Annotated in this window: 16 protein-coding genes and 2 pseudogenes; 7 read left to right on the top strand and 11 right to left on the bottom strand. The window is 52.3% G+C overall.

Annotated elements, in window-relative coordinates; translation table 11 throughout:
- Nucleotides 1-146: 146 nt before the first annotated feature.
- On the bottom strand, nucleotides 147-4,118 hold the full coding sequence (putA, locus tag BEI65_RS17340) for a trifunctional transcriptional regulator/proline dehydrogenase/L-glutamate gamma-semialdehyde dehydrogenase (RefSeq protein ID WP_099064397.1): 3,972 nt from the start codon (nucleotides 4,116-4,118) through the stop codon (nucleotides 147-149).
- A 545-nt stretch (nucleotides 4,119-4,663) separates the two neighbouring features.
- Between putA and putP the strand changes: the two genes are divergently transcribed.
- The 6 genes from putP to phoH all read left to right on the top strand — a co-directional run bounded on the left by putP (nucleotide 4,664) and on the right by phoH (nucleotide 13,681).
- Entirely contained in the window at nucleotides 4,664-6,148 is a 1,485-nt protein-coding gene (gene putP, locus BEI65_RS17335) for a sodium/proline symporter PutP (RefSeq protein ID WP_099064396.1), read from the top strand.
- A 393-nt stretch (nucleotides 6,149-6,541) separates the two neighbouring features.
- Nucleotides 6,542-7,387, top strand: a complete 846-nt coding sequence (gene efeU, locus BEI65_RS17330; protein ID WP_099064395.1) for an iron uptake transporter permease EfeU — start codon at nucleotides 6,542-6,544, stop codon at nucleotides 7,385-7,387.
- A gap of 19 nt (nucleotides 7,388-7,406) precedes the next feature.
- A complete protein-coding gene (gene efeO / locus BEI65_RS17325) occupies nucleotides 7,407-8,543 on the top strand; it encodes an iron uptake system protein EfeO (RefSeq protein ID WP_099064394.1) in 1,137 nt (378 codons plus the stop codon).
- A 10-nt stretch (nucleotides 8,544-8,553) separates the two neighbouring features.
- Nucleotides 8,554-9,852 carry an iron uptake transporter deferrochelatase/peroxidase subunit gene (efeB, locus tag BEI65_RS17320; RefSeq protein ID WP_099064393.1) on the top strand — a complete coding sequence of 433 codons (1,299 nt, stop codon included), beginning with the start codon at nucleotides 8,554-8,556 and terminating at the stop codon, nucleotides 9,850-9,852.
- A 210-nt stretch (nucleotides 9,853-10,062) separates the two neighbouring features.
- On the top strand, nucleotides 10,063-12,210 hold the full coding sequence (gene pqqU / locus BEI65_RS17315) for a TonB-dependent receptor PqqU (RefSeq protein ID WP_099064392.1): 2,148 nt from the start codon (nucleotides 10,063-10,065) through the stop codon (nucleotides 12,208-12,210).
- 685 nt (nucleotides 12,211-12,895) lie between these two features.
- Nucleotides 12,896-13,681 (top strand): phosphate starvation-inducible protein PhoH, encoded by a 786-nt coding sequence (gene phoH / locus BEI65_RS17310; protein WP_085117328.1) that lies wholly within the window; start codon nucleotides 12,896-12,898, stop codon nucleotides 13,679-13,681.
- Nucleotides 13,682-13,825: 144 nt separating this feature from the next.
- Here the strand turns inward: phoH and BEI65_RS27205 are convergent.
- The 9 genes and pseudogenes from BEI65_RS27205 to BEI65_RS17270 form a co-directional block, all read right to left on the bottom strand.
- A pseudogene (locus BEI65_RS27205) lies at nucleotides 13,826-14,269 on the bottom strand (tyrosine-type recombinase/integrase); the annotation flags it as partial.
- The gene (locus BEI65_RS27200; RefSeq protein ID WP_232519115.1) at nucleotides 14,176-14,529 is read right to left on the bottom strand and encodes a hypothetical protein; all 354 of its coding nucleotides are present in this window, start codon (nucleotides 14,527-14,529) and stop codon (nucleotides 14,176-14,178) included. The gene BEI65_RS27200 and the pseudogene BEI65_RS27205, both read right to left, overlap by 94 nt.
- Nucleotides 14,530-15,300: 771 nt before the next feature.
- Nucleotides 15,301-16,158, bottom strand: a complete 858-nt coding sequence (locus tag BEI65_RS17300; protein ID WP_099064391.1) for a DUF4435 domain-containing protein — start codon at nucleotides 16,156-16,158, stop codon at nucleotides 15,301-15,303.
- Nucleotides 16,145-17,401, bottom strand: a complete 1,257-nt coding sequence (locus BEI65_RS17295) for an AAA family ATPase (protein WP_099064390.1) — start codon at nucleotides 17,399-17,401, stop codon at nucleotides 16,145-16,147. Before BEI65_RS17295 ends, BEI65_RS17300 begins: the two co-directional genes overlap by 14 nt.
- A 593-nt stretch (nucleotides 17,402-17,994) precedes the next feature.
- A pseudogene (locus BEI65_RS17290) lies at nucleotides 17,995-18,313 on the bottom strand (Presumed portal vertex protein); the annotation flags it as partial.
- A gap of 115 nt (nucleotides 18,314-18,428) precedes the next feature.
- The gene (locus BEI65_RS17285; protein ID WP_099064389.1) at nucleotides 18,429-18,896 is read right to left on the bottom strand and encodes a hypothetical protein; all 468 of its coding nucleotides are present in this window, start codon (nucleotides 18,894-18,896) and stop codon (nucleotides 18,429-18,431) included.
- 120 nt (nucleotides 18,897-19,016) lie between these two features.
- A complete protein-coding gene (locus tag BEI65_RS17280) occupies nucleotides 19,017-19,886 on the bottom strand; it encodes a DmsC/YnfH family molybdoenzyme membrane anchor subunit (protein WP_099064388.1) in 870 nt (289 codons plus the stop codon).
- Nucleotides 19,887-19,891: 5 nt separating this feature from the next.
- Complete coding sequence (locus BEI65_RS17275; protein WP_198404469.1) at nucleotides 19,892-20,446, bottom strand: 4Fe-4S dicluster domain-containing protein; 555 nt, start codon at nucleotides 20,444-20,446, stop codon at nucleotides 19,892-19,894.
- 2 nt (nucleotides 20,447-20,448) lie between these two features.
- Nucleotides 20,449-22,782 (bottom strand): molybdopterin-dependent oxidoreductase, encoded by a 2,334-nt coding sequence (locus BEI65_RS17270; protein ID WP_099064386.1) that lies wholly within the window; start codon nucleotides 22,780-22,782, stop codon nucleotides 20,449-20,451.
- A 409-nt stretch (nucleotides 22,783-23,191) separates the two neighbouring features.
- On the opposite strand from BEI65_RS17270, the gene lpxO reads away from it, so the two are divergent.
- Entirely contained in the window at nucleotides 23,192-24,094 is a 903-nt protein-coding gene (gene lpxO, locus BEI65_RS17265) for a lipid A hydroxylase LpxO (protein WP_099064385.1), read from the top strand.
- A gap of 53 nt (nucleotides 24,095-24,147) precedes the next feature.
- Here lpxO and chaA read toward each other — a convergent pair whose 3' ends face one another.
- On the bottom strand, nucleotides 24,148-25,248 hold the full coding sequence (gene chaA / locus BEI65_RS17260) for a sodium-potassium/proton antiporter ChaA (RefSeq protein WP_099064384.1): 1,101 nt from the start codon (nucleotides 25,246-25,248) through the stop codon (nucleotides 24,148-24,150).
- Nucleotides 25,249-25,486 lie beyond the last annotated feature (238 nt).

The raw sequence follows: 25,486 nt of genomic DNA, 5'->3' as shown, positions 1-25,486 counted from the left end.
ACTTCTTGGGGTCAGTTCACATGCAGCGCCCCTACAGGTTCGCAGAGTCCGTTGTAGGGGCCGAACATGTTCGGCCCACCGGATGTTGGCCAAGAAAAAAGGGCACAGCTATTACACTGTGCCCTTGGGCTGATTAACTGAGGTCGTTAACCAATGGTCATCAGGCTGGCGTTACCGCCGGCGGCGGCGGTGTTGACACTCAGCGAGCGTTCGATCAGCAGGCGCTCCAACAGGATATTGGTTTCGCCGTGGGCAAAGCCTTGTACTGAAACGATCGCGCCGCTGCGCTGGGCGATTTGCTCGCACAGAGTACGTAACTGATCGGCATCGCCGTGGTAAATGGCGGCGTCAAACTCCACCTTGTCCTGCTGCCAGTCTTTGCTGAGGCTGATGCTGGCCTGAACCGCCGCCGGCAGGCGACGATACAGGGCGCGTTGCAGCTCGGCTTCCGGCCACAGCACGCTGCTGCCCACCGCCAGTACCGCAGCCAACTGAGTCAGGGCATCGGCTTCGTTATCGGCCAGGCACAGTACGCGCTCACGCGGCAGCAGGGCATAAGTGTTGCGCTCACCGGTTGGGCCTGGCAGAGGGCGCAGGGTGCCGCCCTGACCCAGCTCGGCGTAGCGTTGTGCCAGCGTCACCAACTCAGATTGTTTTTCGGCTACTGCCCACTGCTCCAGCGCCTGATGGGCTTTGAGCAACTGTGGGCGCGCGGTGGCTTCCAGCGGGCGTTCATCGTCCTGACGGCTCAGGGTGCGCAGCACTGCGTCATCCGGACGGTTAGCCAGCAAGCGGTACAGGTACAGCGGGCCACCGGCTTTCGGACCGGTGCCGGACAGGCCTTCGCCGCCAAACGGCTGCACGCCGACCACGGCACCTACCATGTTGCGGTTCACGTACAGGTTACCCACCTTGGCACGTTCGGTGACGCGGGCGATGGTCTCATCGATACGGGTGTGAATACCCAGCGTCAGACCGTAACCGGCGGCGTTGATCTGATCGACCAATGACTCCAGATTGGAGCGCTGGAAGCGCACCACGTGCAGTACCGGGCCGAAGATCTCTTTTTGCAGCTCGTCGAAGCTGTCCAGTTCAATCAGCGTTGGCTTGATAAAGGTCCCGCGTGACCACTCTTTCTCATCTTGTGCATTGCCTTTCGCCGCCTGATAGACCTTGCGGCCCTTGGCACGCATTGCCTGAATATGGCGTTCGATACCGGTCTTGGCTTCGGCGTCGATCACCGGCCCGATGTCGGTAGACAGGCGTTCCGGGTTACCCATACGGCACTCGGCCATCGCACCGCGCAGCATTTGCAGCGTATGGTCCGCCACGTCTTCCTGAATGCACAGAATACGCAGGGCAGAACAACGTTGACCGGCGCTGTCGAAGGCAGAGGCGACCACGTCGGTCACCACCTGTTCGGTCAGGGCGGAAGAGTCGACGATCATCGCGTTCAGGCCCCCGGTTTCGGCGATCAGCGGCGTTGGGCGACCTTGCGGATCCAAACGACCGGCGATGCTGCGTTGCAAAATGCCGGCAACGTCGGTGGAGCCGGTGAACATCACGCCACGGACGCGGGCGTCATTGACCAGCACTGAGCCGACGCTTTCACCCTGGCCTGGCAGCAGTTGCAGCACACCCTGGGGAATACCGGCCTCCAGCAGAATGCGTACTGCCTGTGCGGCGATCAGCGGAGTTTGCTCGGCCGGTTTAGCCAACACGCTGTTGCCTGCCGCCAGTGCCGCGGCAATCTGGCCGGTGAAGATCGCCAGTGGGAAGTTCCACGGGCTGATACAAACTACCGGGCCCAGCGGGCGGTGGCTGTCATTGGCGAAGTCATCGCGCACCTGACCGGCATAGTAATGCAGGAAATCGACCGCCTCACGCACTTCGGAGATGGCGTTGTTAAAGGTTTTACCTGCTTCACGTACCAGGATGCCCAGCAGGCTCTGCAGTTGGCCTTCCATCAGTTCTGCGGCGCGTTCAAGAATGGCGGCGCGTTCGGACGGTGGAGTGGCGAACCAGATTGGACCGGCAGCGGCAGCGGCGTCGAGCGCCCGGCTGACTTCACCTTCGGTGGCTTCACGCACGTAACCGACGATATCGCCCGGTTCGGCAGGGTTAATCACCGGTTGTTCCACGCCCTGATCCAGCTCGGCGTCGATAATCGGCTCGGCACGCCATGGCTGAGTAGCGCTGCTCAGCAATGCGCTGGACAGAGAAGCCAGACGCTGTTCGTTGGACAAGTCCAGACCGCTGGAGTTGGTGCGTTTCTCGCCATACAGCTCGCGCGGCAGCGGAATACGCGGATGCGGCAGGCCAATTTGCCCTTCGCTGGCGGCCATGGCTTCGACTGCGGTGACCGGATCGGCCACCAGTTCGTCGAGCGGCAACGTGGCGTCGGCAATGCGGTTAACGAACGAGGTGTTGGCTCCATTTTCCAGCAGGCGGCGCACCAGGTATGCCAGCAGCGTTTCATGGGTACCGACCGGGGCATAAATGCGGCACGGGCGGTTTAATTTGCCGTCGGCCACTTTACCCACCACTTGCTCATACAGCGGTTCGCCCATGCCGTGCAGGCATTGGAACTCATACTGACCTGGGTAGTAGTTGTTGCCTGCCATATGGTAAATCGCGCTCAGGGTGTGGGCGTTATGGGTGGCGAACTGCGGATAAATCAGATTGGGCACCGCCAGCAGTTTGCGGGCGCAGGCCAGGTAGGAGACGTCGGTGTAAACCTTGCGGGTGTAAACCGGATAGCCTTCCAGCCCGTCCATTTGGGCACGTTTGATCTCGCTGTCCCAGTAAGCGCCTTTCACCAGACGGATCATCAGGCGACGGCGGCTGCGCTGCGCCATGTCGATCACGGCGTCGATGGCGAACGGACAGCGTTTCTGATAGGCCTGGATCACGAAGCCAATGCCGTTCCAGCCGGCCAGCTGTGGCTCAAAGCACAGTTTCTCCAGCAGATCGAGTGAGATCTCCAGGCGGTCGGCTTCTTCGGCGTCGATATTGATGCCGATATCATATTGACGCGCTTGCAGGGTCAATGACAGCAGGCGGGGGTAAAGCTCTTCCATGACGCGTTCGTACTGTGCACGGCTGTAGCGCGGGTGCAGGGCGGAGAGCTTGATCGAAATACCCGGGCCTTCATAGATGCCACGACCGTTAGACGCTTTGCCGATCGCGTGAATGGCCTGCTGGTAGGACACCAGATAGGCCTGAGCGTCGGCTTCGGTCAGGGCGGCTTCACCCAGCATGTCGTAAGAGTAGCGGAAGCCTTTGTCTTCCAGCTTGCGGGCATTGGCCAGCGCTTCGGCGATGGTTTCGCCGGTGACGAACTGTTCGCCCATCAGGCGCATCGCCATGTCCACGCCTTTACGGATCAGCGGTTCACCGCTCTTGCCGATAATGCGGTTCAGCGAGCGCGACAGGTTAGCTTCATTATGGGTTGAAACCAGCTTGCCGGTGAACAGCAGGCCCCAGGTGGCGGCGTTCACGAACATCGATGGGCTGCGGCCGAGGTGGGAATGCCAGTTGCCATTGCTGATTTTGTCGCGGATCAGCGCGTCACGGGTTGGTTTGTCCGGAATACGCAGCAGGGCTTCCGCCAGGCACATCAGCGCCACGCCTTCCTGTGAGGAGAGTGAGAATTCCTGCAGCAGACCTTGCACCATACCGGCGCGGCCGTTTGCACTTTTTTGGTTACGCAGCTTCTCGGCGATGTTGTAAGCCATCTTATGGGTGGCTTTGGCAAGATCGACCGGTAAGCGTGCCTGTTCGAGCATCATCGGAACCGCTTCGGTCTCAGGACGACGATAGGCTGCGGTGATGGCGGCGCGGTTAACCGACTGCGGCAGGATTTGTTCAGCAAATTCAAGGAATGGCTGGTGGGACTCTTCCTGCACTTGCGGCATAATGTCGTCCGCTTCGGTCTGGCCGGCAGCGGCAACAGCAGGGATTTCAGGCAGTTCGGAACCGTTCTCGAGACGCTCGAGATAATTGAAAATGGCCTGTTTGATCAGCCAGTGCGGCGTGCGATCGATACTTTGTGCTGCGCTTTTAATGCGATCGCGAGTTGCCTCGTCGAGCTTTACGCCCATGGTGGTAGTGCCCATGCCAATCCAACTCCTGTGTTTAAGAACCTATACACAAACTGCGGGCCAGAGAGGCTGCGGGGATAGGTTCGTGCGTTGAGTGCTGTGATGAATGCAGACAATATCCAGCATGTTGCAACTTTGTGCAACCGTGTTAAATCAGGCTGATGAGCGAAGTGTGAGTTCCATCGATTTTTTAACATCAATAACCGGCATGCTTCTTGCTCAGCCTCTGGGCAGGGAGGGATGAAGACGGAGTTTAAGTACGTTGTCCCCAGTGATATCAGGGGTAACATCAGAATTATATTAGGTGCAACTCTGTTTAGGGGTGAAAGGTGTAACCCTGAGAGCGGTTAAATGTGACGCAGGGTAAACTTTGTGTAACTTTGTTGTTAAATATCTTGTTGGATAATGAAAGGGTCATCTAGGATAGCCGTCGGCCAGACAATTGCGGGCGGAAACTATTTTCACCTGCGGGGTACCTGCAATTTCGCCACGTTCCGGCGGATGGGCAAGCAGTAACTATCGCAATACAGCGCGAAATAATAATGAGAGTGGAGAATTTCATGACAATGAGCACACCAATGCTGGTGACCTTCCTGGTGTATATCTTCGGGATGGTGTTAATCGGCTTACTTGCCTACCGGGCAACCAATAACTTTGACGACTACATTCTGGGCGGCCGTAGCCTGGGCAGCGTGGTGACCGCGCTCTCTGCCGGCGCATCGGATATGAGCGGCTGGTTGCTGATGGGCCTGCCGGGCGCCATCTTCCTGTCCGGCATCTCCGAAAGCTGGATTGCCATTGGCTTGACGATCGGCGCTTATCTTAACTGGAAGCTGGTGGCGGGGCGGCTGCGTGTGCATACCGAAGCCAACAATAATGCCCTGACGCTGCCGGATTACTTCACCAGCCGCTTTGAAGACAAAAGCAAGCTGCTGCGGGTGATTTCTGCCATCGTTATTCTGGTGTTCTTCACTATCTATTGTGCTTCCGGCATTGTGGCCGGTGCGCGTCTGTTCGAAAGTACCTTTGGGATGAGCTACGAAACCGCGCTGTGGGCCGGTGCCGCCGCTACTATCCTCTATACCTTTATCGGTGGATTCCTGGCGGTGAGCTGGACCGATACCGTGCAGGCCAGTCTGATGATTTTCGCGCTGATCCTGACGCCGGTAATGGTGATTATGGCCGTGGGTGGCATTGACACCTCGATGCTGGTGATTGAGGCGAAGAACCCGGCCAATATCGATATGCTGAAAGGCCTGAACTTTGTGGCGATCCTCTCACTGCTGGGTTGGGGGTTGGGCTACTTCGGTCAGCCACACATTCTGGCGCGCTTTATGGCGGCGGACTCTCACCGCACCATTCGCAGCGCACGCCGCATCAGCATGACCTGGATGATCCTGTGTCTGGCGGGGACCATTGCCGTCGGTTTCTTCGGTATTGCCTACTTCTCCAACAACCCGGATCAGGCGGGCAATGTGTCGCAGAACGGTGAACGCGTGTTTATCGAACTGGCGATGATTCTGTTCAACCCTTGGGTTGCGGGCATTCTGCTGTCGGCCATTTTGGCGGCGGTGATGAGTACCCTGAGCTGCCAGCTGTTGGTGTGTTCAAGCGCGATTACCGAAGACTTGTACAAAGCCTTCCTGCGTAAAGGTGCCAGCCAGCGTGAGCTGGTGTGGGTCGGGCGCTTTATGGTGCTGGTGGTGGCGCTGATCGCCATCGCGCTGGCGGCAAACCCGGAAAACCGCGTGCTGGGTCTGGTGAGCTACGCCTGGGCCGGCTTCGGTGCGGCCTTTGGTCCGGTGGTGTTGATCTCGGTAATGTGGTCACGCATGACCCGTAACGGCGCATTGGCCGGCATGCTGGTCGGGGCGGTGACGGTGATCGTCTGGAAACACTTTGCCTGGCTGGATCTGTATGAAATCATCCCGGGCTTCCTGTTTGCTTGTATCGCCATCGTGACGGTGAGCCTGATGGGTCGTCAGCCTTCGGCGACTATCACCGAACGTTTTGATCAGGCAGAAGCCGAGTTCAAAACCGTTTAATCCTCGCGCAGCACGAGTCTCAAAGGGCGCTTAATACGCCCTTTATAAAGTTGTTTATTAGTCCGAGATACTCGGGCCTAGCGCACCGAGGGGCGCTCCGGCAGCTAAAGCTACTACGACCCCTTCGGCACGCTCTCCCTAATAACTGGCTTTATCCGTAGTCTGGGGGCGCTTAATGCGCCCTTTGTCATTTTTCATTCCGCCGTTTTCTGTCATCTGCCTGAAACACCTGGCGACATTTGATTAGAAAAAATCACCCTTGCGGCCCTTGTATTTCTTCCAGCCAGAATGATAATCACTATCGTTGTGTTTTACTTTTCTTTACATTGGCGTTGCCGCCATTTCCGGCGTGCGGACGCTTCGCAGCAGATGCCTTTTTAGGGGTTATTATTTATGTTTGTTCCCTTCCTTATCATGTTCCGTGAGGGGCTGGAGGCGGCGTTGATCGTCAGCCTGATCGCCAGCTACCTGAAACGCACCCAGCGGGGTCAATGGCTAGGCGTGGTATGGATAGGGGTGATTGTTGCCGCTGCCCTGTGCCTGGCGCTCGGCATTTTCATCAATGAAACCACCGGCGAATTCCCGCAGAAACAGCAAGAGCTGTTCGAAGGCATTGTTGCGGTGGTGGCGGTACTGATCCTCACCTATATGGTGTTCTGGATGCGTAAGGTGTCCAAGTCGGTCAAGGTACATCTGGAAGGCGCTATCGACAACGCGCTCAACTCCGGCAAAGGCCAGGGCTGGGCACTGGTGGCGATGGTGTTTTTTGCCGTGGCGCGTGAAGGGCTGGAGTCGGTGTTTTTCCTGCTGGCCGCCTTCCAGCAAGATGTGGGTATTGAAGCCCCGATCGGTGCAGTGCTCGGTCTGGTGGCCGCCATCGTGCTGGGTATGGCTATCTATTGGGGCGGCGTGAAGCTGCACCTGGCCAAATTCTTCAAATGGACCAGCCTGTTTATTCTGTTCGTTGCCGCCGGTCTGGCTGCCGGGGCGATCCGCGCCTTCCACGAGGCCGGACTGTGGAACCATTTCCAGGATATCACGTTCGATCTCAGTAACCATCTGTCGACCCATTCGCTGTTTGGCACCCTGCTCGAAGGCATCTTCGGCTACCAGGAAACGCCAACGGTGAGCGAAGTGGCGGTCTATTTCCTGTATCTGATCCCGGCGCTGATTTTCTTTTTCCTGCCGCAGCGTGCGGAACCGGCAGCGGTTTCGGCGCAACGTAAAATCAATCATTAATTTTAATAGGGAATCTTGTATGTCGACTCCATTATTCCGCCGCAAGGCGTTGCACGCAGCATTACTGGCACTCCCGGCGTTCGCGCTGAGCATCAATGCCCAGGCGGCGGATGTGCCGCAGGTGAAGATTACCGTTAACGACAAGCAGTGTGAGCCGATGCAGCTGACGGTACCGGCCGGTAAAACCCAGTTTGTGGTGCACAACACCAGCCAGAAAAACGTTGAATGGGAAATCCTCAAAGGGGTGATGGTGGTAGAAGAGCGTGAGAACATCGCGCCGGGCTTCACCCAGAAGATGACCGCTAATCTGGAAGCGGGTGAATACGACATGACCTGCGGGCTGCTCAGCAATCCGAAAGGCAAGCTGACCGTGACTGCGGCTGCGGGTGCCGCCACCGACGGTAAACCGAATGCGATGGATTTGGTTGGACCAATTGCCGAATACAAAGTTTATGTGACCAAAGAAGTAGAAGGGCTGGTCAAGCAGACCAAGCTGTTCACCGACGCGATCAAAGCCGGCAACGTGGAACAGGCGCGCAAACTCTATGCGCCGACACGTCAGCACTACGAGCGTATTGAGCCAATCGCCGAACTGTTCTCCGATCTGGACGGCAGCATCGACGCCCGTGAAGACGATTACGAGAAGAAAGCGGAAGATCCGAAGTTCACCGGTTTCCACCGCCTGGAGAAAGCGCTGTTTGCCGATAACACCACCAAAGACATGAGCAAATACGCCGATCAACTGTACAACGACACCGTCGAGCTGCAAAAACGCGTCACTGACCTGACCTTCCCGCCAAGCAAAGTGGTGGGCGGGGCGGCCGGTTTGATCGAAGAAGTGGCGGCGAGCAAAATCAGCGGTGAAGAAGACCGTTATAGCCGCACCGATCTGTGGGACTTCCAGGCTAACGTCGACGGCGCGCAGAAAATCGTTAACCTGCTGCGTCCGCTGCTGGTGAAGGCCAACAAGCCGTTGCTGGACAAGATCGACGCCAACTTTAAAACCGTTGATACCATTCTGGCGAAGTACAAAACCAAAGATGGCTATGAGTCTTATGAGAAGCTGACCGATGCCGATCGCAATGCCATGAAAGGGCCAATCACCACTCTGGCGGAAGACCTGTCACAACTGCGTGGCGTTCTGGGTCTGGATTGAGGCAAGCATAATGAGTAACAAGATCGGCCCGGCAAACGGGCCGCATCCACAGCCGCAGGACGCGGCGTCACCGTCGCGCCGCCGTTTGCTGCAAGGCTTGGGGCTGGGCGTGTTGGCGTTGGGCGGCAGCCGCCTGACTCAGGCGGCAGATAAAGTGGCAGAACCGCTGGCGGTGCCGCAGGATGAACGGTGGCAGAAGCAGCCGTTCTATGGCGCGCATCAGGCCGGGATCCTCACCCCACAGCAGGCTGCGATGATGCTGGTGGCGTTTGACGTGCTGGCCAGCAACAAGCAGGATTTGGAGCGGCTGTTCCGGCTGCTGACCACCCGCATTGCCTTCCTGACGACCGGCGGCAGGGCACCGGAGGTGGATCCCAAGCTGCCGCCGCTCGATTCGGGCATCATGGGGCCGGAGATTTATCCGGATAACCTGACCATCACCGTGTCGGTCGGCACCTCGTTGTTTGACGAACGCTTCGGGTTGCAGGAACAAAAACCGCTGCGTCTGCAAAAAATGACGCGCTTCCCTAACGACTCGCTGGACGCCAGCCTGTGCCACGGGGATTTGGTATTGCAGATTTGCGCCAATACCAATGAAACGGTGATCCACGCGCTGCGCGACATTATCAAGCATTCGCCGGATCTGCTCAGCGTGCGCTGGAAGCGGGAAGGGTTTATTTCTGCCCACGCCGCACGTAGCAAAGGCAAAGAAACACCGATCAACCTGCTGGGCTTTAAAGACGGCACCGCCAACCCGAAAACCAGCGATAAACCGCTGATGGATCAGGTGGTGTGGGTGGCGGATAACGCCGGAGAACCCGCATGGGCGGTGGGCGGCAGCTATCAGGCTGCACGTATTATCCGCTTCCACGTGGAGTTCTGGGATCGCACGCCGTTGCAGGAACAGCAAACCATCTTCGGTCGCGACAAGCACAGCGGTGCGCCGCTTGGCATGAAGCATGAGCATGACGAGCCGGACTACGCGCAAGATCCCGAAGGCAAGCTGATCCCGATGGATGCGCATATTCGCCTGGCAAACCCGCGCACGCCGCAAACTCAGAGCAATTTGCTGTTGCGGCGGGGTTACAGCTATTCGATTGGCGTGTCCAATTCCGGTCAACTGGAAATGGGGTTGCTGTTTGTCTGTTATCAGGCCGATTTGGAAAAAGGTTTCCTGACGGTGCAAAAACGTCTGAACGGCGAGGCGCTGGAAGAGTACGTCAAGCCGATCGGCGGCGGTTACTTCTTTGCGTTGCCGGGGGTAAAAGACGCCAATGATTACCTGGGCTGCGGCCTGTTGAAAGCCTAAGCCACCTGTTACAAGGCGGGGTTTCCCCGCCTCATTTTTCTGATCTCTGCCGTGCACCACCGTTTATTGAAATCAACCCTGTCCTTGCGCAATTGGGGGAACGGGCTTTAATTAGGTAACTATTTTCATTTTTTGTTAAAAGCATAAACATGTCGGCCATAACGTTCCAAATGGTTCATACCTTCCGATCCCTTTAACGGCATTCTCCAGATGAAAAGCACTCATAAAAACCGGTTGGCAGTTTCGGCGCTGGTTATTCCAGCCCTACTGCCTGTTTCTGCCAGCTTTGCGCAGGACAAGGATAGCGAACAGACCATGGTGGTCACCGCCAAGCGCAGCGGTCTTTCTGAACTTTCAACCCCGGCTGCCGTCAGCGTGGTCACGGGTGATAAAATCCGTGAGGCACGACCGCAGATCAACCTGTCGGAAAGCCTGGGTAGCGTGCCGGGCCTGCAAATTCAGAACCGACAGAACTATGCGCAGGATTTACAGTTGTCGGTGCGTGGTTTTGGTGCCCGTTCTATGTATGGTGTGCGCGGCGTGCGTATTTATGTCGACGGTATTCCTGCCACCATGCCAGACGGCCAGGGGCAGACCTCGAATATCGACCTTAACTCGGTCGAGAAGGTGGAAGTGCTGCGCGGACCGTTTTCCGCCCTTTACGGGAATGCCTCCGGCGGCATGGTGAATGTGGAAACCGAAACCGGCCAACAGCCGACTCGCCTGGAGGCCAGCTCGTATTTCGGCAGCTACGGCACCTGGCGCTATGGCGTCAAGGCCACCGGGGCGACCGGCGACGGCACCCAAGCCGGCGATGTTAACTACACGATTTCCGGTACCCGTTTCACCACCCAGGGGTTCCGCGATCACAGCGGCGCGCAGAAAAACCTCGGTAATGCCAAGCTGGGCGTGCGCATCGACGATGTCAGCACGCTGACGCTGTTGTTCAACAGTGTTGATATCGACGCCAATGATCCAGGCGGTCTGACTTCTGCCGAATGGCACGATAATCCGCGCCAGGCACCACGAGCCGATCAGTACAACACACGCAAAACCACGTCACAGACCCAGGCCGGGCTACATTATGAGCGCCAGATGGGTGCCAATGATGACCTGAGCATCATGATGTACGCCGGTGAGCGCGAAACCACCCAGTACCAGTCGATCCCGGTCGCGGTGCAGCAGCGCAGTGCGCAGCATCCGGGCGGGGTGATTGACCTGACGCGCCATTATCAGGGAATTGATACTCGCTGGACGCACCGTGGTGAGCTGGGCGTGCCTTACACCCTGACCGGCGGGTTGGATTATGAAACCATGACCGAGCAGCGTAAAGGGTATGAAAACTTTACTCAGGTCAACGGCGTAACCGAGCTTGGCACCGAGGGGGCGCTGCGCCGTAATGAACGCAACCTGATGTGGAACCTCGACCCTTATCTGCAAACTTCGTGGCAGTTAACCCAGCAACTGACGCTGGATGTCGGTATGCGTTACAGCACCGTCAATTTTGACTCCAACGATCACTACATCACCGGCGCTAATGGCGATGACAGCGGTAACGCCAGTTATCATAAGTGGTTACCGGCCGGTTCCCTTAACTATGCGGTGATGAGCGGCTGGAACCTGTATCTTTCCGCCGGCCGTGGCTTTGAGACCCCGACCATTAATGAACTGTCCTACCGTTCCGGCAATCAGTCCGGGCTCAACTTCGGCCTGAACCCATCGACCAGCGATACGGTAGAATTTGGCAGTAAAACCCGTATTGGCAATGGGTTGCTGACCGCCGCAGTGTTCCAGACCGACACCAGCAACGAAATTGTGGTTGATGAAAGCAGCAACGGACGCAGTAGCTACAAAAACGCTGGACAGACCCGCAGACGTGGGCTTGAGTTGGCGCTGGATCAGCAGTTCGCTTATGACTGGCGGGTACAGTTAGCCTGGACGTTGCTGGATGCGCGTTACCGCGACGATGTTTGTGGTGATAGCCAGTGTTCGGCGACCAACATGGTACCGAGTGGCAACCGGATGCCGGGCATTGCGCGTAATATGGGTTATGCCTCGTTGGCCTGGTCACCGCCGGAAGGGTGGTATGCCGGTGCCGAGGTACGCTATATGAGCGATATCGAGGTTAATGACGCCAACAGCGAACAGGCTCCGGCTTATACCACCGTCGGCTTAAATACCGGCTACCGTTATCCGCTGGGCAACTGGATGCTTAACGTTTTTGGCCGGGTAGATAACCTGTTTGACCGTCAATATGTCGGTTCGGTGATCGTCAATGAAGGCAATGGCCGTTACTACGAACCGGCACCGGGTAGAAACTGGGGCGGCGGATTGAGCGTTTCTTATACCTTCGAGTAACCGCCGGATGAGTTTATCGGCTTGATCACTCAGCAACAGGGCGGGAGCTATCCCGCCTTTTTTATTAATAAATTTCTGCTGACGGGGCGGTTATGAAGTGTGCGAAATTTAATCAGGAAACTAAAATGTCATTTGCGGATTATAATCATAACTATTTGATAATTATCAATATAAAAAATTTATTGAATGACGTAATCAGCGTGATATAGTGTTCTGGCCGCGGCTAAAAACAAAAAAGATTAAATTTTTTTACATTTTAGCAACGCGCGAGGTTTGAATGTCATTATACTGTAATCATCTGGCGGTAGTTTTCACAAGGTGCACAGCTCGAAGCTGTAAATAACACTGCGGGGATCGCTAATGGTAAAGTCCTTGGTTGGGCTAGAAAGAACAAATAACAGACCTTTCCTGATTTCTCGTTGTAACGAGGGTTCTCTCTCCGACTCTCTTTTCCTGGCCACTCCGCACTCTCGTCATTCCAAATTCTTGTCACTTTTTACTCTAGGTTTAATTACGCAATCGCGTTCTCCCGTGAAAAATCGGTGTGCTAACACGCCCGCCGCGTATTCACTTTTACTCTTGGCTATTGTTGGCTCAAAAGGGAGCCAAAACCTAATCTGTGTGTGAAACATAATCGCGCGGTCCAGACCGCCGCGGTAGGTGAAACAAACTGTAAGGTGCCACTATGAGACAAAAAGCAGTGATCAAAGCACGTCGTGAAGCGAAACGCGTTATTCGTCGTGACGCTCGTAGTCATCGCCAGCTTGAAGAAGAGTCCGTTACCTCGCTGGTACAAATGGGTGGTGTTGAGTCTATTGGCATGGCGCGAGACAAGCGCGATAGCTCTACCATCGAGGCTAGAACCGAAGCTCAGGGTCATTACTTAATCGCCATAGATAAGAAGCAGTTGATTTTTGCCACCGGTGAAGCCGGCTGCGGCAAAACTTTCATCAGCGCTGCGAAAGCGGCAGAAGCCCTTATACATAAAGAAGTGGATCGGATTATTGTTACTCGCCCGGTTCTTCAGGCGGATGAAGACCTCGGTTTCTTACCAGGGGATATTTCTGAGAAGTTCGCCCCTTATTTCCGTCCGGTGTATGACATTCTGGTGCGCCGCTTGGGATCGTCCTTTATGCAATACTGCCTGCGTCCGGAAATCGGCAAGGTAGAGATCGCGCCTTTCGCCTACATGCGCGGGCGTACCTTCGAAAATGCGGTCGTTATCCTGGATGAAGCCCAGAACGTGACCGCCAGCCAGATGAAGATGTTCCTGACCCGTTTGGGTGAGAACGTAACGGTAATCGTTAATGGTGACGTAACCCAATGCGATTTGCCGCGCGGTGTGAAGTCCGGCCTCAGCGATGCGATGGAACGCTTCGAGGAGGATGAAATGATCGGCATCATCCGCTTTGATAAACAAGACTGCGTCCGCTCCGCCCTGTGCCAGCGTACGCTCAACGCCTACAGTTAAAACCTGCCTGCTAACCAAGGCCGCCTCGGCGGCCTTTTTCTTGTTTTGAATATCAGTGCTGTCTATATAAAACAGAGGGTTAAACTGCACCACAAGCAACTACAACCACCAGAAAACCATCTATGTGTGGACGCGTTGTGGACGCTAGACATTGATTTTCCCTCCCAGTGGATTATAAGAAATTGCATCCTGTAGGAAGTCAGGTGCAAAGTGAGCGTAGTTCATTGTTTGTTCAATTCTCGCATGACCAAGTATTCGTTGGAGCGTGATGATATTGCCCCCGTTCATCATGAAATGAGTTGCGAATGTATGGCGTAACGAATGGGATGCTTGTCCGTGGGGGAGGTTAGGTTTAGTCGCCTTCAATATCTCTCGGAATGCATTGTAAGACGCTCGCGGAAACAGTATTCCTGACGGCTGAGACAAGATTTCGTCAGAGACCTCTTGAGAAATAGGAACGCTGCGTCTTTTACCGTTTTTTGTTTGAACAAACGTCACGCGGTTGTGAATGACATGCTCCGCTTTGAGCTTGATAGCTTCTCCTCAACGCGCGCCAGTGCTAAGGCATAAAACGGCAACCCGGCGATTACCGTGAGTGCCGGGCCGCTTGCCTTCGTGGTGTGAGCCTGTCCGATTCCTTTGACGAGCGAGTCGAAGCAGTGCGTGCGGCGGCTGATGCTGGAGACTTTGCCGCCAATATGGCCGGGCAGGGTGGCGCAAACGTCCCGCGTGATGTGCAGACTGTTCGAGTTGCGCGCAAGGTGGCTGATGAGCCGAACGCCTATGACGAAGAGGTACAAAAGGTTGTCGGCATTTTTGCCCCACACCTTGGCGCGGGCCATATCCATGAAACCCGGTTAACAGAATGGCGCATTGTCCGCAAGGCCATTGACGTTAATCCTTTAAGCGCCTCCGGCGCGCCTCGGAGTACTGTCAATAACGGAGGTTCAGCGAGAACCTGATTCAGATATGCAGGTAGCAACGCCTGAGTATGTCACGACGGTGATGAATTTGATTGAGTGGATGTTAGCTGGAATGACGCCGACGTAGCCAAGACGCTAAGAGACGTGATAAGGGGGCTGTCGCCGAGAGCTAATCATCAAGAAATTTCCCGGAATTGGAAAAAAAGCCGTAATGATGTACCGTCAGCACGATTGGCCACGGCGGAGCGGACCCGCATGCCGCAAATCTGGTTTGATTTGGTACAGCAGGGGATTATCCCAGAACCTTGGGAACTAAACGCGTTGACGCGTGGGGCAACGGTAAGTTTTAACGGAAAAGTATTTTCATATCCCCCTTGATGACTGGTCGGGATTCAATGATGAGGTATATTAGTTGCGACTTTATCTGACTATGTTGAATCTGACAGTCACTTAAGAGTTGTGAGTTCAACGGGTCGATGCAACGCTATCCTTAAACGAAAGGGCAAGTGCAACGTAATACTTAAACTTTTCTCTATACATCATATTCCGGTCAATCTGAATGTGTGGTCTAAAATATCAGGAGACCCGTTAGTTGAAGTGTATGCCGATAGGTTATATGGGGATTTATTTCGCGAGTGGAGTACAGATTATAAGGAAAGGCTGAATGAATTCTCCAGTCTTTCCTTTTGAGAATGGTTAGGCTATTAGCGCTAGTTTTCGGCTGTAATATTCATAATCATCATGTTTCTCTGTGAAGTATAGCTCAAATGCTGTTAATATATTAGCGTAAAAACTATCTTTTGATATGGATTTTTTTCTTTCATCTTTAGATAGGTAGTTTGTTATAAATCTAAGTGACGCTGAGAAAAGAAAATGTCCTCGAAGCCAACAATTTATTGTGGTTTCGTTCGGGAATTGAAGTCTCTCTTTTATTGCCAAACCTTGTTCTTTGAAGTCGTCAGGTAAATCTTGAATGTAGGCGTTTATTTTTTCTATAGATGTGTGGCATGAGGATTTAGAACGCATAAATCTTTCGCATGAATCGCCAACAACAGATTGTCCGCGAAGATTTACATGATTATAAATGTCAAGGGAGATTAAATTCTCAACATTATCGTAAAACTCGCCAAGCCATGAGTTTATATCTATATCTTGGATTTCTTTTGCGCTATACTTTCCGATGTTTTTTAGAACTCTCGATATTACTTTTTCATCGAGAATGCAATTCTCTATAGAGTAACCTCTTGTATAAATTATATTGGTATGACTTGTTATGCTTGATGAGAAAAAGTTGAGGTCTGTATCTCTAGCAACAATGGCATTTATTTGCCCCGAGGCAATTTTTTCCATATAAGGAATTAGAGCATCACATCCACCAACATCTTGGATTTCAACATTTAATCGCCCATTTTTTCTGAAAATTATCTCCCAAAATCCAATATCATCTATTCCTTCGACGTAAACCATTATGTCAGCATTATAGAACATGCTAATGACATTCTCAGCCTCATCCGACCAGCCAAAATTTTCAACATTTGATTCATTGTTTGACATTAACGAGCTTCTCCATGTTGAAAATAGACTCCTTATATTTCGATGCAACTTCAGGGGAGTGCGTAGCCGCAATTATTTGAGCGTTAGGGTTGAGTTTTTTTATTGCTGGTATAATGTTTCTCTGCCATTGAATATGTAAAGATAGTTCTGGCTCATCTGTTATAAATATGTACTGTTGTTCCCTCTGGAGTAAAGTTTCAATGAATAAAATTAATAATTGCTTTTCTCCGGAAGATAGACTCTCTTGTTTAATAGGCCCATGACTGTTTTTAATAAATAACTCGCCACCTAAAAACTCAAAAGTTTTATCAGTTACAAACTCTTTTAGGATGTTTAGGAATTGCTCAATAGGTGCGAAAATTTGAGATGTTTTGTCCTTTGATGTTAATGACATTTTAATTATTTTTTGGGTTTTCCTTAACGCTTCAATTGAACGTATATCAATCGCCTTTTTTTTATCTTGTTTTAATTTTGATATGGTATGATCAATGTTGTCTACGTGGAAGTTTATTTTACGACGAATATTAGAATCAATAGCATTGAGCTGAGTATAGGCACTTAAAAGATTCTGTTTCTCTTTTTCTTTATCGAAGTCAATATTATAAGCCTTATCATCAATGTCCTCTCTGCTATATAGTATCGAGGCTAACACTTCCTTTTGTAGTTCAAGTGCAATGTCTCTGGCCTGTTGTGATAATTCAAGCTGGTATTTTGTGAGTTCTTGCATTAACTCGGAAAGCTTATAATCGACAGGGTTTATGAAACGAGTGCCATATTTATCTCTAACTTCAAGATCGTCACTATTTCTCAACCGATACACGGATAAAGATGAGAGCGCAACTAAACTTCCGAGTTCAGTTCTTAATTCCTCAGATTCCTCTTGCACCCTGCGTCTATAACTAAGAGGCACTCTTCTATCATCAGTGTTCATAACGCGTAAATTATATTTTTTAGATGACAGTTGATACTCTATTTTAGAATAAGGAGATGTTTCGTTTTCTATTTTATTTATCTTTATTGTTTTAGACTTTCTCCCATCTTTAAGTTTTATTTCGGCACTATTAAAGTCGTTGTTATTAATGCCATCAAAATCAAGTGATAAGATTGAATGCAAAATATTCATAAAAGTTGTCTTTCCAGTACCATTGCGACCAATGATAATGTTGACATCGTCATTGAAGGAGCAAAAGCAATCTAATCTTTGCCAGAATCCGTTTATAGCAACACTTTGTATTTTATACATCAACTTTTCCTTGCTTTAAATATTTATAGAACGTGTAAAAGCTTATCACAATCCACTTGCTTAAGATAAATGATTAAAAATAAAAAACATATACCTTTGTCCGCGTATTATTTCAAAATGCTGTATTACCGACGTTTCGGAACCCATCTGAACATTCCTGTTTAGTGTAAATGTTGCCTTTTCCAAGTGAGACAACCTTCGTAAATCATAAGAAATACAACATACCCCCCTTGAATGTCTAGGGTGAATGGATTTGCATGTAAAATAATGTGAGGACATAGCCACTATTTCTCAGCTCTGGCTGGGGAAGCGTGGCAAAATGCAACTGCATTAAAACCGACCCATGACGCGGGCAGGCGTGGCGGAGATAGCATTGTGCGCAGGCACATATTTAATTATCAGAATTGGCGGCGTCAGCGCGCCGTGATGGCGTTTTGATATTCTGGTTTGATTCGCGGGTGCGTGTAGTGTGGCGGCCACGTGGTGGACGTCTGAGGGGGTTTGCGGATGGGTATGAAAAAGCCGCCAAACAGGCGGCCGGTTTATCATTCCTCGTCGTTGTCTAGGGTGTATTTTTTAAAGCGGATGATCTCCTAGCCGATCCAGCCATTCACCTCAGTGATGCGCTGCTGTAGCGGCGTCAGCTCGTTGCGGACGAACATCTTTGCAGCCTTCTCCACATCACCCACTGACCCGACGTTCTCCGGCTTACCACCCATCGGGGATGCGATGGGCGTCCAGCAGGTCGGCGGCGCTGACCTTTTTAATGTTAAAGAAATCATCCTTCGTCGCCACATCGCTGAGTGACACAATCTTGATACCGTCGGGCTCTTCGTTCGGAGGGTAGAAGAACAGGTTTTTAAAATTCACCATGTCTTTAGAGTCGTTGTAGCGTCTCAACATCGATACTTCTTGCGCGGCATTACATGACTGCCCAAGCTGCCATATGATGTACGACCATATTGAGATTCAGTAACGAGAATTAACAACGTTTAGACGATAAAATTCTCTAAACCAACAGCCCAAGCTATGGTTGAGCTTGTTTTCTATAAGTATCCAATACTGACATATGTTTTCTAAAGAACTGTATGCCGTCAATGTTTTGCTGGGTTAACCAGCGTTGATTATCCATGAATGGGCTATTTTCTCCTTTGAAAGTATCATCTAAAGAAGATAGGTGTTGGTGATGCTTAATATTCCCTATGACTTGCTCTAAATAAAAAGGTACATCAAGCCCGCTGAATATAAAATAAGATGTTTCAAAAACCTTTTGTGCTTCTGCTAACTCAACGGAATCTATATGTAAATCGCTAGAAAATTTACCGACTAATTTTTTAAAGGAATGATAAACCTTCATGCGTTCTTCAAGTAAGCGAACGCGTACGTCATTCATTGCTATCCACTGTAAATTTTTCACGGCAACTAAAGCAAAGATCGCACTTACTCCACTAATAATAACGGCAGTAACAGTAGTCATTTCACTAATCGAACTCATACCATCTCCATTTCATATGGCACTTTATTTCATTAGGATAATGTAAATTTCCGTATGTATCTATCTTGATACATTTGTAGTTCTAACTATCACTTCAAATATTAGAGTGGCTCACCAGCATCAAAACCAAGGATATTGGCCCATCACGCCAGAGTAAAACAGCATTCGGCCACCCAGCGAGGCGGAGAGCAGCGCCAGCATCAGCACACTGGCGACTCCTGCCGACAACACCGGTCGGCGATAAAGATAGGTCGCCAGTCCGGTGGCGATAATCAGCCCGGCAAAAATCAGCCAACTCATCCAGCCTGAGCCAAAGATGGCGATGGCACTGGCCAACATTTTGCCTTGTTCACTGAAACCTGCGCTGTACCCCAGGATCACCGCCAACATCAGTGCCACCGCCAGCAAAATGCCTCCCGGCAGCTGGGTGGGGAGCTGTCGCTGATGCTTATCCAGCGCCGCATTGAAAACGCTGATCCTTAAGCCAAGAGTGGTAAACCCCAACAGCAGCGCAGTGGCAATAAAACTGAGATGGGTGATGGGCGAGTGCCACAGCGGGTGGCTGCTCATCTGGTAATAAACCTGCGCTGAAACCAGAATGGCCGCCAGCCCGGCGACTGAGGCCAGCAGGCTAACGCCGCGGATCAAAGCCTGGCTACGATTAAAGCGAAACAGGATGGCTGCCCAGCTAAATACCACCGCATTGAGCAGAAAGAAGGCGACGACTTCCCGGCTTAGCCAGGAATGACCGATCCCCAGAATGGCGCGATAGGCCCCGGTTGGTGAACCCAAATGCAATAGCGACAGCAGCGAGCCGATAATATTGACCGCCAAAATAGCCACCGCCATTTTGCGCAGAGCATTAAAGCGTTTTTCTTCCGTCAGCCATCTTGGTTGGGCGACGATTAATACTGTGATGGCCACAATTGCGCCCACCGCCCACTGACAAAATACGGTAAAAAAGACTAAAGGGAGCTCATATTCAGACATGGCCTCTATTCCTTATCCCCGGCGGGAATAATCACGATATTGGGGTGGCTGATTTGGTGGCTTGGCAGTGAGTAGCGGGTTTCGATACGGGTTAAGTCAGCCCGGTATTTCTGCCGCAGCAGATCAATATCACCAAACTGCAGTACCCCGGCCGGACAGGACTCGACACAGCGTGGTTGCAATCCTTCATCCAGTCGCTCAGCACACAGATTGCACTTACTGGTTTTCCCTTCGACCGGATCAAAAACCGGCGCATTATAAGGACAAGCCATAATGCACATCCGGCAACCAATACATTTGTCGTGATCCTGCACCACGATGCCGTCCGGGCGTTTACTGTAGGTATCTGCCGGGCACACTTTCATGCACTGCGGATCGTCACAGTGATTACAGGACATCGAGATAAACGCCATCGCGTTCGGATCGTCAAAGCTAAATTCCCTGACCTGACGCCAGAGCACGCCCGCCGGGGTCGCATTTTCGGATTTACAGGCCATCGAGCAGGTTTTGCAGCCGTAACAGCCGCGCATATCCACTAAAAATCCATATTGTCTGACCATGATTATGCCTCCGCCCTAACGTCAACCAGGGTGCTGTTACAACAATGGCCAGAGCCCAGGACTTCGGCATGATCGTTAGTTACGTGGCTGCTGCTGCCCCCTTGCTGTTCCCACCAGCCATTGTCCAGGCACACCACGCCGCGTTTGATTTGGCGGGTTACTACCGCCAATGCCCGGTGTTCTCCCCGATGATTGAAAGCAATGGCCCATGCGCCATTGTGGATATTGCGACTGGCGGCATCTTCCGGATGGATCATGATATTAGGCTGATTACGCTGAACTTCGAGGATCCATTCATTCATCCCGTGGCTGGAGTGAATACTCCGGGCCAGCTTGCGCTGCACGGCCATTAATGGGTATTTTCTTGCCAGCTCCGGCGACCCTTTCGGCGACTCTTTAACCTGCATATAGGTCACAATCGGTGGGAAGTCTTTCTTCTGCCAGGCTTCAATAAAGAAGTGGGCTTTTTTAGTGGGTGTGCGGAAGATACCGTCCCTGAACGGGATCCACGGCACCTCCGCCGGTTTGATCGGCCCGTGGCGCAGTTGTTCAATGGTGATGCCGGTACCGGCCAGACAGTTTTCGATATAGTGTTCAATCGGTTGATTAAACACTTCGCCAAAGCCGAAACGTTCGGCCAGCCGGGCAAAAATCCAGTAATCCGGTTTGGCCTCACCGACTGGCTCCACCGCTTTTTCCATCAGTTGGACATAGTGGCTGCGGACGCCGGCCATCAGGCTGAGATCTTCAAAAATGGTGGTCACCGGCAACACCAGGTCTGCATACAGGGCGGTGGAACTCATCAGATTATCGGCCACCACCACAAACGGCACTTTCTTCAGGGCCTTTTTCACCATATTGGTGTTAGGCAGTTGGGTGAGGGCGCCCAGAGTCATAATCCACCAGAAGTTAATCGGGTGAGGACGATCGTTGACGATCCATTCTCCGGTTTTAGAAACCGGTATCGGTGGGATTTTTTGCACGTCAGGTGCGGGTGGTACCGGCGGATTGAACTTCATCATCTGTTTTGCTCCGCCCGCATCGCAGACACCCCCACCGGCTTTGCCCATATTGCCGGTCAACAGCGCCAGATAGAACTGACTGGCGGCCACATAGGTGCCAAACTCGGTACGCTGAGCGCCGGACATATTCTGTACGATCATCGAAGGTTTGTTGCTGGCATACTCTCGCGCCAACCGCAGCAGGGTGGCTGCCGGAACATCGGTTTCTGCCGCTACTTTCTCCGTGTTCCAGGGGGCGGCCTCCTGGCGGATCAGTTCAAACACCGTGGTATAACCGGCATCTGCAGGCAGTTCTGCCTGTGTCAGTGCCGCAACAATGGCGGGTGTATCATGGAGAACCAGCTTTTGGCTTAGGTTGTCGTAGACCAGATAGCTTTCTTTATCCTGCGGATCTTCCCTAAGCTGTTGTTGCTCGGCATCCACCAGATAAACCGCTCCGGTGTGTTGGCGCAGGAAGTCAGCATCATAGCGCTGCTCATCCATAATGATTTTTATCATCCCCAGTGCCAACGCGGTGTCGGTGCCAGGAATAATCGGGATCCATTCATCGGCTTTGGCCGCCGTTTCGTTAAATCTCGGGTCGATCACCACCAGGCGCGCCCCCTGTTTTTGCGCCTTAATATATTCTTTAAAATAGGCTTGCATGGTCACGGCCGGATTATTGCCCCAGCACAGGATGTATCGGCTGTCGGCAAGCGTGTCGCGCATATCCGCGTAGCGCAGGCCAAGCATCGGGATCATGGCAGCGGTCACGGCAGAGCAACACAAGGAGCCGGTGCGTTTGGTGGCGCCGCCGAGGTAATCAAAGAAGCTCTTGGCCATATCATTTTTAATGGAATCCATGTTGCCGGCATGGGTCGAAATCAACAGGCCTTTATTTCCGTGGCTGGCAAGGGTGTTGCGGATATTTAGCTCAATCAGGTCCAGCGCCTCATCCCAGGATATCGGTTTGAATTTCCCTTCGCCTTTTTCTCCGACCCGAAGCAAGGGTGTTTTAACCCGCAGTGGGTGATACACCCATTTGGTCCGACTTATTCCGCGCAGGCAGCACTTGACGTTAAAATCTTTGCTGGCTTCTATTTTCTTCAGCTCACCCTGATAGACATAAGCCGTTAAATTGCAGTGTAAACACTCCATGGCACAGGTTGATCTAAAGGTTTGATAGTCGGTTAGTTTAAGCCGCACTCGGGGCAAGGGTTTACCCTTGTCCAGCGCCATGGAAAAAACGCAGGGTGAGATGCTGGCCAACCCAATGACCCCCAGCCCTTTTAACAAGGTTCTGCGATTCATTCTGATTTCTGATATATTTTTCATGATATTTCCCGCACGTATTATTTGTTTTTATTATTGTTCGCGTTTTTGCCATTTAATTTAAATAACACCCTGAGTTAATCATGGGTAAATTATGGCGTACTGATCGAAATCAAATTATTAATTTATTGCTTTACCGTAACTTACTCGTGCCGTTAATAGAAGAAACCAAAAAGTAATTGTCGATTATTGCTTTTAGCGGGTTGCTCAGCCTCGACTGGTCGGAGTCCAATCCTCGCTCGTTTAGCTTTTGTGTAAACTATTGTGGTTTTTTGTATAGATTTTCGTTGAGTTAGCGTTAATGATTAGTGGGGTTCCAGCAGGGCGTAGCGGTGCATCCGCCAAAAGGGAATATCTGGGGAGTATGCCGGAGTGGCGTACTGGGCATTGGGATCTTCAAAGCGGTTCAATCATGAAATATATTATTTTATTGCTATTTATTTTGTGCGTTGTGTATGTCCATTACCGTGGCAGGGTGCGTTACACCTTCTGGCGGCAGCTTTCTGATCACTCGACCTTTACCGCGCCACTGAACGTTTTTATGTATCTGTTCTCACGCGTGCCGACCACGCCTTATTTGCAACCGGAGCAATTCCCCGAGTTGAAGGTACTGCGGGATAATTGGCAAACTATCCGTGATGAAGGGCAGCAGCTGATGGCGATCCAGCAAATTAAAGCCTCGGATCAGTTTAACGATGCCGGGTTCAATTCGTTCTTCAAAACCGGCTGGAAACGTTTTTATTTAAAATGGTATGAAGACAGCCACCCGTCGGCGATGAGTCTGTGTCCGCAGACTACCGCGCTGTTGCGCAGCCTGCCTTCAGTCAAGGCGGCGATGTTTGCCGAACTGCCGGACGGCAGTCGCCTGCCACGCCACCGCGATCCTTACGCCGGTTCGCTGCGTTATCACCTGGGGCTGATTACCCCGAATGACGACCGCTGTTTTATTGAAGTGGACGGCGAGCGCTACAGTTGGCGCGATGGCGAAGGGGTAATGTTTGATGAGACCTATCTGCATTTTGCCGAGAACCAGAGCGGGCAGCACCGGCTGATTCTGTTCTGTGACATTGAACGGCCGATGCGTTTCCGCTGGGCACAGGGTATCAACCACTGGCTGGGACGTAATTTGATGAGTGCGGCCACTGCACCCAATGAAGAGGGTGATCGTACCGGGGGGGTTAACAAGCTGTTCAAGTATATTTATGCGGTGCGCAAAGTGGGGAAACGGCTGAAGGCGTGGAACCGTACCGGGTATTACATCATTAAATGGATTTTGTTTGGCGGTATCGCGGCGGGCATTTTTTTCGCGGTATAAGCTTTTGCGCTATGTATAAAGACGAAGGGCGCCACGGGGCGCCCTTCGGTTAATCAGGCAAAGATGGTCATCATATAGGCGGCGAACAGCGCCAGGTGCGCCGTACCGTTCAGCACGTTGGTCCTGCCGGTGGAGAACGAAAGCTGGCACAGCAACAACACCGTCAGCATCACCACGATATGCGGCGTCTGCAAACCGAAGATCAACGTCTGACCGGTCAGCGTGGCGATGACGGTGACCGCCGGTACCGTCAGGGAAATGGTCGCCAGCACCGAACCGAAAAACAGGTTCATGGCGCGCTGTACCTGATTATTCAATACCGCTCGCAGTGCCCCCAGACCTTCAGGCGACAGGATCAGCAGGGCGACCAGGAAACCGGTAAATTGCGCCGGGGCATTTACCTTGGTCAACAAACCTTCCAGCGGATTGGCGTTGAACTTGGTCACCGCGATCACTGCAATCAGATGTACCACCAACCAACCGGCATGCCAGGCACTGCTGTGCGAGGAAGGCTTGCCATGGTGCGGGTCGCCATCGTCATCTTCGTGCTCGTAGACGAACAGGCTCTGGTGGGTTTTGGTCTGGATCACCAGGAACACGCCGTACATGGCGGCAGAAATCACCGAAACCAGCAGCGCCTGACCGGTAGTGAAGTTACCGCCCGGCAGCGCACTCGGGAACACCAACACAATCACCGCCAGCGGGAAAATCGCCATCAGATACTGTTTTATACCGCCGAGGTTAACGTACTGGGTGGCGAATTTACGTCCGCCAAGCAGCAGTGCAACACCCACCAACCCGGCGCTGACAATCATAATGATCGAGTAAAGGGTATCGCGCATCAGCGCCGGAGCGGCGTCGCCGGTGGCCATCAATGCGGAGATCAGGCTGACTTCCAGGATCACCACCGACAGGCTGAGGATCAACGAGCCATAGGGTTCACCCAGGCGGTGAGCCAAGACGTCGGCGTGGCGTACTACGCTGAACGCACTGCTGAGAATACCGATCAGGGCAACGATGTTAATACCGACGATCAACGGAAAGTTGCTGGTATTGCCCCACAAATTCAGCACCACCAGGGCGGCAATGGGCAGCAGCAGGGAATACTCGGTGTGGCGGGATTTGGATCGGCCAGGATCGTTTTGCGACTTCATTTCGATGGTACTCCTTCTCAAACAGCGTGGTCCCGTCTTCGCTGACTGCCGTTAAAGGCAACTCTGCGCATCCAGAATGCATTTTTATTTTATAATAATAGGATACACCCAGTGGCGCGTGCCGGGGAATGATGTGATGTTGTTTTACTTGCAAAAGCAAATGCTTGCAATATGTGACTAGGTTAACAAAAAAACCGCACGGGATGCGGTTTTCTTTACTTACTTTTACGCAGTGAGA

Origin of the sequence: Serratia sp. BW106 (assembly GCF_002607755.1) — a bacterium.
Lineage (GTDB): Bacteria > Pseudomonadota > Gammaproteobacteria > Enterobacterales > Enterobacteriaceae > Serratia > Serratia proteamaculans.
This window is presented reverse-complemented; position numbering and strand designations above follow the sequence as displayed.

Excerpts from the sequence above, each read along its gene's own strand:
- phoH (WP_085117328.1), top strand. The coding sequence starts at position 12,896 with ATGAGACAAAAAGCAGTGATCAAAGCACGTCGTGAAGCGAAACGCGTT.
- efeU (WP_099064395.1), top strand. The coding sequence starts at position 6,542 with ATGTTTGTTCCCTTCCTTATCATGTTCCGTGAGGGGCTGGAGGCGGCG.
- chaA (WP_099064384.1), bottom strand. The coding sequence starts at position 25,248 with ATGAAGTCGCAAAACGATCCTGGCCGATCCAAATCCCGCCACACCGAG.
- lpxO (WP_099064385.1), top strand. The coding sequence starts at position 23,192 with ATGAAATATATTATTTTATTGCTATTTATTTTGTGCGTTGTGTATGTC.
- efeO (WP_099064394.1), top strand. The coding sequence starts at position 7,407 with ATGTCGACTCCATTATTCCGCCGCAAGGCGTTGCACGCAGCATTACTG.
- BEI65_RS17275 (WP_198404469.1), bottom strand. The coding sequence starts at position 20,446 with ATGGTCAGACAATATGGATTTTTAGTGGATATGCGCGGCTGTTACGGC.
- pqqU (WP_099064392.1), top strand. The coding sequence starts at position 10,063 with ATGAAAAGCACTCATAAAAACCGGTTGGCAGTTTCGGCGCTGGTTATT.
- BEI65_RS17285 (WP_099064389.1), bottom strand. The coding sequence starts at position 18,896 with ATGAGTTCGATTAGTGAAATGACTACTGTTACTGCCGTTATTATTAGT.
- BEI65_RS17300 (WP_099064391.1), bottom strand. The coding sequence starts at position 16,158 with ATGTCAAACAATGAATCAAATGTTGAAAATTTTGGCTGGTCGGATGAG.
- efeB (WP_099064393.1), top strand. The coding sequence starts at position 8,554 with ATGAGTAACAAGATCGGCCCGGCAAACGGGCCGCATCCACAGCCGCAG.
- putA (WP_099064397.1), bottom strand. The coding sequence starts at position 4,118 with ATGGGCACTACCACCATGGGCGTAAAGCTCGACGAGGCAACTCGCGAT.
- BEI65_RS27200 (WP_232519115.1), bottom strand. The coding sequence starts at position 14,529 with ATGGATATGGCCCGCGCCAAGGTGTGGGGCAAAAATGCCGACAACCTT.
- BEI65_RS17270 (WP_099064386.1), bottom strand. The coding sequence starts at position 22,782 with ATGAAAAATATATCAGAAATCAGAATGAATCGCAGAACCTTGTTAAAA.
- BEI65_RS17295 (WP_099064390.1), bottom strand. The coding sequence starts at position 17,401 with ATGTATAAAATACAAAGTGTTGCTATAAACGGATTCTGGCAAAGATTA.
- putP (WP_099064396.1), top strand. The coding sequence starts at position 4,664 with ATGACAATGAGCACACCAATGCTGGTGACCTTCCTGGTGTATATCTTC.
- BEI65_RS17280 (WP_099064388.1), bottom strand. The coding sequence starts at position 19,886 with ATGTCTGAATATGAGCTCCCTTTAGTCTTTTTTACCGTATTTTGTCAG.